At 72.2% G+C, this 8,606-nt stretch carries 8 protein-coding genes and 1 pseudogene; 4 read left to right on the top strand and 5 right to left on the bottom strand.

Annotated elements, in window-relative coordinates:
* Positions 1-244: 244 nt before the first annotated feature.
* The gene (locus ACFV9O_RS38745) at positions 245-1,534 is read left to right on the top strand and encodes a DUF6986 family protein (RefSeq protein ID WP_385427336.1); all 1,290 of its coding nucleotides are present in this window, start codon (positions 245-247) and stop codon (positions 1,532-1,534) included.
* Between the two features lie 94 nt (positions 1,535-1,628).
* On the opposite strand, the gene ACFV9O_RS38740 is transcribed toward ACFV9O_RS38745, so the two are convergent.
* The gene (locus ACFV9O_RS38740) at positions 1,629-2,918 is read right to left on the bottom strand and encodes an MFS transporter (protein WP_385427333.1); all 1,290 of its coding nucleotides are present in this window, start codon (positions 2,916-2,918) and stop codon (positions 1,629-1,631) included.
* A gap of 196 nt (positions 2,919-3,114) precedes the next feature.
* Positions 3,115-4,095, bottom strand: a complete 981-nt coding sequence (locus ACFV9O_RS38735) for a LacI family DNA-binding transcriptional regulator (RefSeq protein WP_385427341.1) — start codon at positions 4,093-4,095, stop codon at positions 3,115-3,117.
* Between the two features lie 248 nt (positions 4,096-4,343).
* Here ACFV9O_RS38735 and ACFV9O_RS38730 point away from each other — a divergent pair, with 248 nt between their 5' ends.
* Together ACFV9O_RS38730 and ACFV9O_RS38725 are read left to right on the top strand one after the other, a co-directional pair.
* Entirely contained in the window at positions 4,344-5,303 is a 960-nt protein-coding gene (locus ACFV9O_RS38730; RefSeq protein WP_385427331.1) for an ROK family protein, read from the top strand.
* 11 nt (positions 5,304-5,314) lie between these two features.
* Positions 5,315-5,725 carry an AhpC/TSA family protein gene (locus tag ACFV9O_RS38725; RefSeq protein ID WP_385427329.1) on the top strand — a complete coding sequence of 137 codons (411 nt, stop codon included), beginning with the start codon at positions 5,315-5,317 and terminating at the stop codon, positions 5,723-5,725.
* A 69-nt stretch (positions 5,726-5,794) separates the two neighbouring features.
* Here the strand turns inward: ACFV9O_RS38725 and ACFV9O_RS38720 are convergent, their stop codons facing one another.
* On the bottom strand, positions 5,795-5,983 hold the full coding sequence (locus ACFV9O_RS38720) for a hypothetical protein (protein ID WP_385427327.1): 189 nt from the start codon (positions 5,981-5,983) through the stop codon (positions 5,795-5,797).
* 210 nt (positions 5,984-6,193) lie between these two features.
* On the opposite strand from ACFV9O_RS38720, the gene ACFV9O_RS38715 reads away from it, so the two are divergent.
* Positions 6,194-7,228 carry an NUDIX domain-containing protein gene (locus tag ACFV9O_RS38715; RefSeq protein ID WP_385427324.1) on the top strand — a complete coding sequence of 345 codons (1,035 nt, stop codon included), beginning with the start codon at positions 6,194-6,196 and terminating at the stop codon, positions 7,226-7,228.
* A 33-nt stretch (positions 7,229-7,261) separates the two neighbouring features.
* Here ACFV9O_RS38715 and ACFV9O_RS38710 read toward each other — a convergent pair.
* Positions 7,262-7,956: pseudogene (locus ACFV9O_RS38710) on the bottom strand (MBL fold metallo-hydrolase).
* Between the two features lie 142 nt (positions 7,957-8,098).
* On the bottom strand, positions 8,099-8,497 hold the full coding sequence (gene tnpA / locus ACFV9O_RS38705) for an IS200/IS605 family transposase (protein ID WP_385427338.1): 399 nt from the start codon (positions 8,495-8,497) through the stop codon (positions 8,099-8,101).
* Positions 8,498-8,606 lie beyond the last annotated feature (109 nt).

The raw sequence follows: 8,606 nt of genomic DNA, 5'->3' as shown, positions 1-8,606 counted from the left end.
ATCTTCGACCTCGTCGACTACGGCGTCGTCGGCGACCTCTTCCAGGTCGTCCCGCAGCTGACCGAGGAGATCAACACCCGCAAGGGCTGACCCCCGGCACACGCCCGCCACGGGGCCGCACGGTGAACCCACCGCGCGGCCCCATGCCGTTGCAGGGGACCATTGACGCAGGTCAGTCCACCCGACTAACTTCACCATACGGATTATTGATTCCGTGCAGCGGAAAACAGGAGGGTGTGCAGCGATGGGTCAGCAGGAGAAGGTGGCGACGAGCCTCGCCGGCGCGGTCAGCGAGAGCATCAGCGCCTCCCTCGCACCGGTGGACGCGGAGCTCGCCCGCCGCTACCCGGGAGACCCCGGCACCCGCCAGCCCATCCACACCGTCTACGTACCCGGCGACGCCTTCGGCGCCGACACCATCCGATCCTGGGGCGACCAGGCGCTCGCCGTGCTCGACGAGCACGCGCCGGACGCCGCCACCCTCGCCCGCGTCCTCGGCCTGTCCGACGAGCTCGCCGAGCCGGTGTACACACGCGTACGGGCCAAGTTGGAGCGCGAGCCCATCGAGGACCTCCGCGTCGACTTCGAGGACGGCTACCACGGCCGCGACGAGGACGCGGACGCCGCGCGTGCCGCCCGGCTGATCTCGGAGGCGTACGCGAAGGGCACCGCGGCCCCGTACATGGGCATCCGCATGAAGTGCATGGAGGCCGCCGTACGCGACCGCGGCATCCGCACCACGGACGTCTTTCTCACCGGCCTGATGGAGCACGGCGGCCTCCCCGGCGGTCTCGTCCTCACCCTCCCCAAGGTCACCTACCCCGAGCAGGTCACGGCGTTCGTCCGGCTCCTCGAGGCCTTCGAGAAGGCCCACGCCCTGGACGCGGGCCGGATCGGCTTCGAGATCCAGATCGAGACCAGCCAGTCCATCCTCGCCGCCGACGGCACCGCCACCGTCGCCCGCATGATCGACGCCGCCGAGGGCCGCGCCACCGGACTGCACTACGGCACCTTCGACTACAGCGCCTGCCTCGGCGTCAGCGCCGCGTACCAGGCCAGCGACCACCCGGCCGCCGACCACGCCAAGGCGGTCATGCAGGTCGCCGCGGCCGGCACGGGCGTGCGCGTGTCCGACGGCTCCACGAACGTGCTGCCCGTCGGCTCCACCGAGCACGTCCACGAGGCATGGAAGCTGCACTACGGTCTGACCCGCCGCGCGCTGGCCCGTGCGTACTACCAGGGCTGGGACATGCACCCGGGCCACCTCCCGACCCGCTACGCCGCCGTCTTCGCGTTCTACCGCGAGGGCATGGAGGCGGCCGCGGCCCGTCTTGCCGCGTATGTCGCCAGGACCGAGGGCGACATCATGGACGAGCCCGCCACCGCGAAGGCCCTCAGCGGCTATCTGCTGCGCGGGCTCGACTGCGGCGCCCTGGACGAGGACGAGGTGGCCCGCCTCACGGGGCTGACGCGCGCCGAGCTCGACGGTTTCGCGCGGCCGCGGCGCGGCGACCTGACGGCCACGGCCCAGTAGCACCCGACGGCCCTTGCCTCAGCTGTCACCGCTGCCCTGTCCCGAGGAACGGGGCAGGGCAGCGGTGTCCCGGGCTGTGCCGGCAGTTCGCCGGTCAGGTCTGAGCGGGCAACCGCTCCGGACGGCGCCGGCGGACCGGGGTGAGCAGCGCCAGCGCCGCCACCAGCAGGCAGCATGCACCGGCGGCCAGGCCCACCGGGGCCGTTCCGTGGCGTTGCGCGGCCCAGGTGAGTACGGCTGCGCCGACCGGGGCTGCCGAGTAGTGGATGGTCCAGAACGCCGAGGTGACCCGCCCCAGCAGGTGTTCAGGGGTCACTTCCTGGCGCAGGGACATCGAGCACGTCCCCGCGATGCCTGCGCAGCCCAGGAACGTCGCGGTCATGACCGCAACGCCCGCCACACTGCCGGCCCAGCCGATGCCCGCCACGGCGACCCCGCAGAGCGCGACCGCGCCGATCCAGGTCGCGCCGAAGCCGAGCCCGCGGCGGATCGGTGCCACGAGCAGCGCTCCGGTGATCGTGCCCATCGCCCCGACCGCGAAGACCGTTCCCACCGCGCCGTCGCTCTGGCCGAGGTCGTGCTTGAGGTGGTAGATGAGCAGGTCGTTGAGACCGAGCGTGAGGAAACTGAAGACCGACAGAAGGACGGTCAGGGCCCGCAGCACGGGCTGCCGGCGCAGGAAGGACACCCCGGCGATCAGGTCCGTCCACAGCCTCTGCGGAGCCGCTTTCGCATCCGAACCCGACGTCCGCCCGGTCGGGGTCGCCCGCGTGCCGCCCCGGAACCGTACGAAACTCAGGCAGACCGCGGACACGCCGAAGCTCGCCGCATCCACGCCGACCGCCGCCGCGGGCCCGAACCGGGCCGCCACCACGCCCGCGCACAGCGGTCCGACCACCCCGGCCGCCGCGGCCGTCGCGTTGAGCCTGCCGTTGGCCTCCGTGATCCGGCTGCCGCTCACAAGGCTCCGGACGACGGTGACATAGGTGACGGCGAACAGCATCCCCACCGCCTCGCCCAGCGGCAGGAGCACAAAGAGCAGCCAGATCTGCGGGCCGAACAGCCATACCAGCGGGACCAGGGCGTACAGGACCATGCGAACGACGTCGCACGCGATCAGCAGCTTCCTGCGGTCCACGCGGTCCACCACGACCCCGGCGAAGACCCCTGCCACGAGCGAGGCCGCACCGGCCACGGCGGTCAGCAGTCCCATCTGCGCCACGGATCCCGTTGCGTGCAGCACCAGCAGCGGCAGCGCGATCAGGGCGAAGGAGTCCCCGACGACCGAGAGGGTCTGCGCGGCCCAGAAGACACTGAAGTCGCGGTCCCGCCACAGCGGGCGTGACCCTTCCGATATCCGCTCGTCGGCGGCGAGTTCGGCCATGGTGAGGAGCGTAAGCGGGTGGCGGGTGCAAACGCCCCTGATTATGAGCCGTGCTGATGGCCGCTCAGTGGGCTGGGGGAGCCGTGCCTTGTTCCCCGTGCGTGACCTGCTCGCCTCCGGGCCGAGCCTCTCGGCGCCGCGCCCGATCGGCTGCACCCGCGAGTGGGCGGCAGCGCCGCCCGCCCGTCGGCGCGGCTCAGCCGCTCGGCGGAAGTTCCCCCGAGCCGCGGGCGATCAGACGGGTCGTCAGCTCGACGCGGGCGGGCTCCTCGGCCACTCCGTCGAGCCGGCGGAACAGGCGCTCCGCGGCCGTACGGCCCAGTGCCGCCGCGTCCTGCGCGATGACGGTGATGCCCAGCAGATCGGCGAGCTCGATGTCGTCGAACCCGACCAGGGCGACCGGCGTCTCACGCCCCGCCAGGACCCGTACGGCCGTCACGGTCACCCGGTTGTTGCCGGCGAAGATCGCGGTGACCGGGTCGGGACCCGAGAGCATCGTCTCCACCGCGGCCGTGACGCGCTCGGGGTCGGTCGAGCCGAGCGAGACCCAGCGCTCGTCCACCGGCAGCCCCGCGTCCTCCATCGCCGCGCGGTAGCCGCGCAGTCGCTCCGTAGCCGTGTGGATACGTGGCTGGTCGCCGATGAACCCGATCCTGCGGTGCCCGTGCGCGATCAGATGGGCCACGCCCTCCCGGGAGCCGCCGAAGCTGTCCGACAGGACGACGTCCGCGTCGATCCGCCCGGCGGGCCGGTCCACGAACACCGTCGCGATGCCCGCCTTGATCTCGGGCTCCAGATAGCGGTGGTCGTGGCCCGCCGGGATCACGATCAGCCCGTCCACGCGGCGGGCGCACAGCGCGAGCACCAGCTCCTGCTCGCGGTCCGGGTCCTCCGCGCTGGACCCGTTGATCAGCAGCGCGCCGTGGGCCCGGGCGACCTCCTCCACCGCGCGGCTCAGTGGACCGTAGAAGGGGTCGGCGAGGTCCTCCAGGACCAGCCCCACGGACGCCGTACGGCCCTTGCGCAGCACCCGGGCGCTGTCGTTGCGCCGGAAGCCCAGCGCCTCGATGGCCTCCTGCACGCGCCGCTCGGTGTCCGGGGTGACGCCGGGCTCGCCGTTCACCACCCGCGAGACCGTCTTGAGCCCCACTCCCGCGCGCGCGGCCACGTCCTTCATCGTGGGCCGGGTGCCGTAGCGGACGGTCTCGGGGCGGCGGGCGAACTCGGCCACAGTGCGCTGTCCTGTCGTCGTCGGTGCGCCCTCGGCGGGCACATGGGTTCGCCCTGCGGAGATTGTCGTGCTGTGCAAGGCTGTGGCGTCGAGCATAGGCCCTGGACAACGTTGTCAGGGCAATGGAGACTGGTCATCGAAGCCGCAGGTCCGCGGTGCGTCCTAGCTGCTCGTCCCTTGGAGATCGCACACCCATGCATAACGACCTCGTCGCCGCGCTCGACATCGGCGGCACCAAGATCGCCGGCGCGTTGGTGGACAGCAGCGGCAGCATTCTCGTGCGGGCCCAGCGGCCGACGCCGGCGCGCGAGGACGGCGAGACGGTGATGCGGGCCGTGGAGTCGGTGCTGGGTGAGCTCGCGGCGTCACCGCTGTGGCTGCACGCGACGGCCGTCGGCATCGGCAGCGCGGGGCCGGTGGACGCGTCCGCCGGTACGGTGAGCCCGGTCAACGTGCCCGGCTGGCGTGGGTTCCCCCTGGTGGAGCGGGTGCGTGCGGCCTCCGGCGGGCTGCGTGTCGAACTCGTCGGGGACGGTGTCGCGATCACCGCGGCCGAGCACTGGCAGGGCGCCGCCCGCGGCTACGACGACGCGCTGTGCATGGTGGTCTCGACGGGCGTCGGAGGCGGTCTGGTCCTCGGCGGCAAGCTGCACCCCGGGCCGACGGGCAACGCCGGCCACCTCGGCCACATCAGCGTGGACCTCGACGGCGACCCGTGCCCGTGCGGGGGGCGCGGCTGCGTGGAGCGCATCGCAAGCGGCCCCAACATCGCGCGCCGTGCCCTTGAGAACGGCTGGCGGCCGGGTCCCGACGGGGATACCTCGGCGGCCGCCGTCGCCGTGGCGGCGAGTGCCGGTGACCCCGTCGCCATCGCGTCCTTCGAGCGGGCGGCCCAGGCGCTGGCCGCGGGGATCGCCGCGACCGCGTCGCTCGTGGAGATCCGCATCGCCGTCATCGGCGGGGGTGTGGCGGGCGCGGGTGACGTCCTCTTCGCCCCGCTGCGGCGGGCGCTGCACGACTACGCCACGCTCTCCTTCGTCCAGGGCCTGGTCGTGGCCCCGGCCCTCACCGGTACGGACGCGGGTCTGCTGGGGGCGGCGGCCGCGGCCTCGCCGGTGCTGAGGGGCGAGACGGCGGCGACGCTCAACGGCTGAACGGGGTGGGGGTGCGGGGACGGTTCCCTCGCCCGCCGGCCGATGAGCTCGCCGAGTACGCCGCGGACCTGCCCTTCGCCCTGATCGCCGATCCCGGCAAGCGGCTGTACGCCGAGTTCGGCGTGGAGTCGGCGCCCCGCTCGCTGCTCAGTCCGCGCGCATGGGGCCCGATCGTCCTGGCGGTCGCACGCAGCGCCCGGGAGATGGCCCGCGGAAGGGAACGCGGACCGGCGCGCAGCCAGCCCGGCGGACGTCTGGGGCTTCCCGCCGACTTCCTGATCGGCAGCGACGGCCGGGTCCTCGCCGTCAAGTACGGCGAGCACGTCTACGACCAGTGGTCGGTGGACGAGCTGCCGGCCCTGGGGAGTGGCTTCGACGTAGCGCCGTCCGCCCGAAGGGCCGCAGGGCAGACGGGACTTTGAAGCAATGACCCAGCCGCGAACGCGCCGCGGCCGGAGCTCACAACGCGCTGAGCCGGGCCCCGACGGGGGTCAGCCGAGCGGGTGGCGGCCCGGCTCGGTCGGCTGGTGGGGGACGACCACGAGGAACGCGTCCGTGTCGAGGTCCATCACGACCTCTGCCGGAAGGCCCTCGTCGCGCCGGGCACGCGCGAACTCCTCCGCCGGCCGGCTGCCCCACGGACCCCCTGCGGGAAACATCTCCAGCACCCTGCGGCGCATGTGCGCACCCCCTCGTTCGTCGTGATCCCCAACGACGCGCCCTCCGGATCTGTTACGCCCCGACGGCTTCGGGCAGTTGCGGCCCGCGCCGCCGCGGACACGGGCGCCGTTGCGGGCACGGATGCGGCCGGTCCGACTCGCCCGGAGACACGGGTTTCCGTGGCAGGGTGTTGCGGGCAGTCCACTGGGGGCTACGGAAGAGGGGGAACCGTGATCGTCTGGATCAACGGTGCGTTCAGCGCGGGCAAGTCCTCTGCCGCTCGCGAACTGATCGATCTGATCCCGAACAGCACTGTGTACGACCCCGAAGTGATCGGAGGGGCACTGCGGTATCTCCTGCCGCAGAAACGCCTCGACGAGGTGACCGACTACCAGGACCTGCCGATGTGGCGCCGACTGGTCGTGGACGCGGCGGCCGCGCTGCTCGCCGAGGTCGGAGGCGTGCTCGTCGTGCCGATGACGGTGCTGCGCCAGGAGTACCGCGACGAGATCTTCGGCGGGCTCGCCGCCCGCCGCATACCGGTCCGCCATGTCCTGCTCGCCCCGGAGGAAACGATCCTGCGGACGCGGATCGCCGAACGCGAGGAACCCGACAACCCCGACGCCGAACAGCGGGTACGGCAATGGGCGTACGACCACATCGAGCCCTACCGCAACGCCCTCGGCTGGCTCACCACTGACGCTCACGTCGTCGACACCTCGTATCTGACGCCCCGCGAGACCGCCGAGGCCGTCGCCGAGGCCGTACGCACCGGCGCCGCCGGAATCTGCGAGATCGTGCAGACACCCGAACCGACCGCCGAGACACTCGCCGCCGGGGTCCTGCTCTTCGACGACGAGGACCGGGTGCTGCTCGTCGACCCCACCTACAAACCGGGCTGGGAGTTCCCCGGCGGAGTCGTGGAGCAGGGCGAGGCCCCGGCCCGCGCCGGGATGCGCGAGGTCGCCGAGGAGATCGGCATCCATCTCGACGCCGTACCACGCCTGTTGGTCGTCGACTGGGAGCCGCCGCGGCCGCCCGGCTACGGCGGGCTGCGGCTGCTCTTCGACGGCGGACGGCTGAGCGGCGAGGCGGCCGCACGGGTGCTGCTGCCGGGGTCGGAACTGCGGGGCTGGCGGTTCGCCTCCGAGGAGGAGGCGGCCCGGATGCTCCCGCCCGTCCGCTACGAACGCCTTCGCTGGGCACTGCGGGCCCGCGAGCGCGGAACCGTGCTCAACCTGGAGGCCGGCGTTCCGGTGGGGTGAACGGCGGCCCGAAGGTGCCCGTACGCCGCCGGGTCATGCGCCATCGGACGAGGCCTCGGCCGCCGCCGCGTCCAGTGCAGCCGCGGCGTCCGCGGTCACCGGGTCACCGTGCCCGCAGCAGACCGTCGTGGGCGCGAGCGCGGCCAGCCGGCGCAGTGACGCCTTCGCCCGCTCCCGGTCCACGTTGAACACGCCCAGCATCACCTGTCCCACAGACGCGACCGCGTCCCCGGTGAACAGCACTCCGTGGCGTGGCAGATGGACCGCGATCGAGCCGTCGGTGTGGCCCGGGACATGCACCACCCGGGCCCCGCCCGCGAATCCGAGCTCGTCCCCGTCCGCGAACTCCCGGTCCACCCGGGCCGGCGGCGCCTCGGGCACCGTGAGCCCGTGCTCGTACAGCGGGACCTCCCAGTCGAGCAGTACGGGCTCGGGCACCTCGCCGCGGATCACCGGCGCGTCCAGCGCGTGCGCCAGCACTGGGCCCCGTACCGGTCCGCGAGCTCCTGCGCCGCACCGACATGGTCACGGTGGCAGTGGGTCAGCACGATCCGGCGGATGCGCGCGGGGTCGAGTCCGAGGCCGCGCACCGCCTTCTCGATGTCGGGGGCGGCATGGACATGGCCCGCGTTGACCAGTGTGAGCTCGTCGCTGTCCCGCCACAGGTAGGCCTGGCCGATCGGGAAACGGAACATGTGCAGCTGGGGAAGCACCTCGATGACGTCCATGCGGCGAACGTACGGTGACCCGTACGCCCGCCGCCGGATGTTCAGCACGATCTAGCGCGGAACCCCGGGCGTTCGCGCCCGGGAGGAAGCGCTTGTCTCGATTGCCCTGACCCGTGCTGATCACGGGTCTGCACTGTTGTCCTTAGCCAGGACGTTTCTGGTTCTCGATGTACTCCTTGATGATGCTGAGCGGGGCGCCGCCGCAGGAGGCGGCGAAGTAGGACGGGGACCAGAAGTGTGCGCCCCACAGGTACGTGCGGATGCGGGCGGGGAACTCCTGGCGGAGTCTGCGGGCTGAGACGCCCTTGAGGCTGCCTACCAGCCGGGACAAAGCGACCTTCGGCGGGTGGTGCACGAGCAGATGGACGTGATCGGTCTCACCGTTGAACTCCCGCAGCTCCGCGCCGAAGTCTTCGCAGACCGCGCGCATGATCTCTTCGCAGCGGTTGAGGATGTCGTGGGTGAACGGTCCGCGCCGGTACTTGGGTGTGAAGACCAAGTGCGCGTGCAGGGTGTAGACGACCGTACGGCCCCTGCGGATATCGGGGTTTGGCTCAAGGCCGGGTAGTTAGCGTTTTCGCAGGTCACGCAAGCCCGTTGAACAATTTCCGACGCAGAGCAACGGAGCTCGTTGGTACAGGCAGTCGACC

The organism is Streptomyces sp. NPDC059909 (assembly GCF_042730885.1).
Lineage (GTDB): Bacteria > Actinomycetota > Actinomycetes > Streptomycetales > Streptomycetaceae > Streptomyces.
This window is presented reverse-complemented; position numbering and strand designations above follow the sequence as displayed.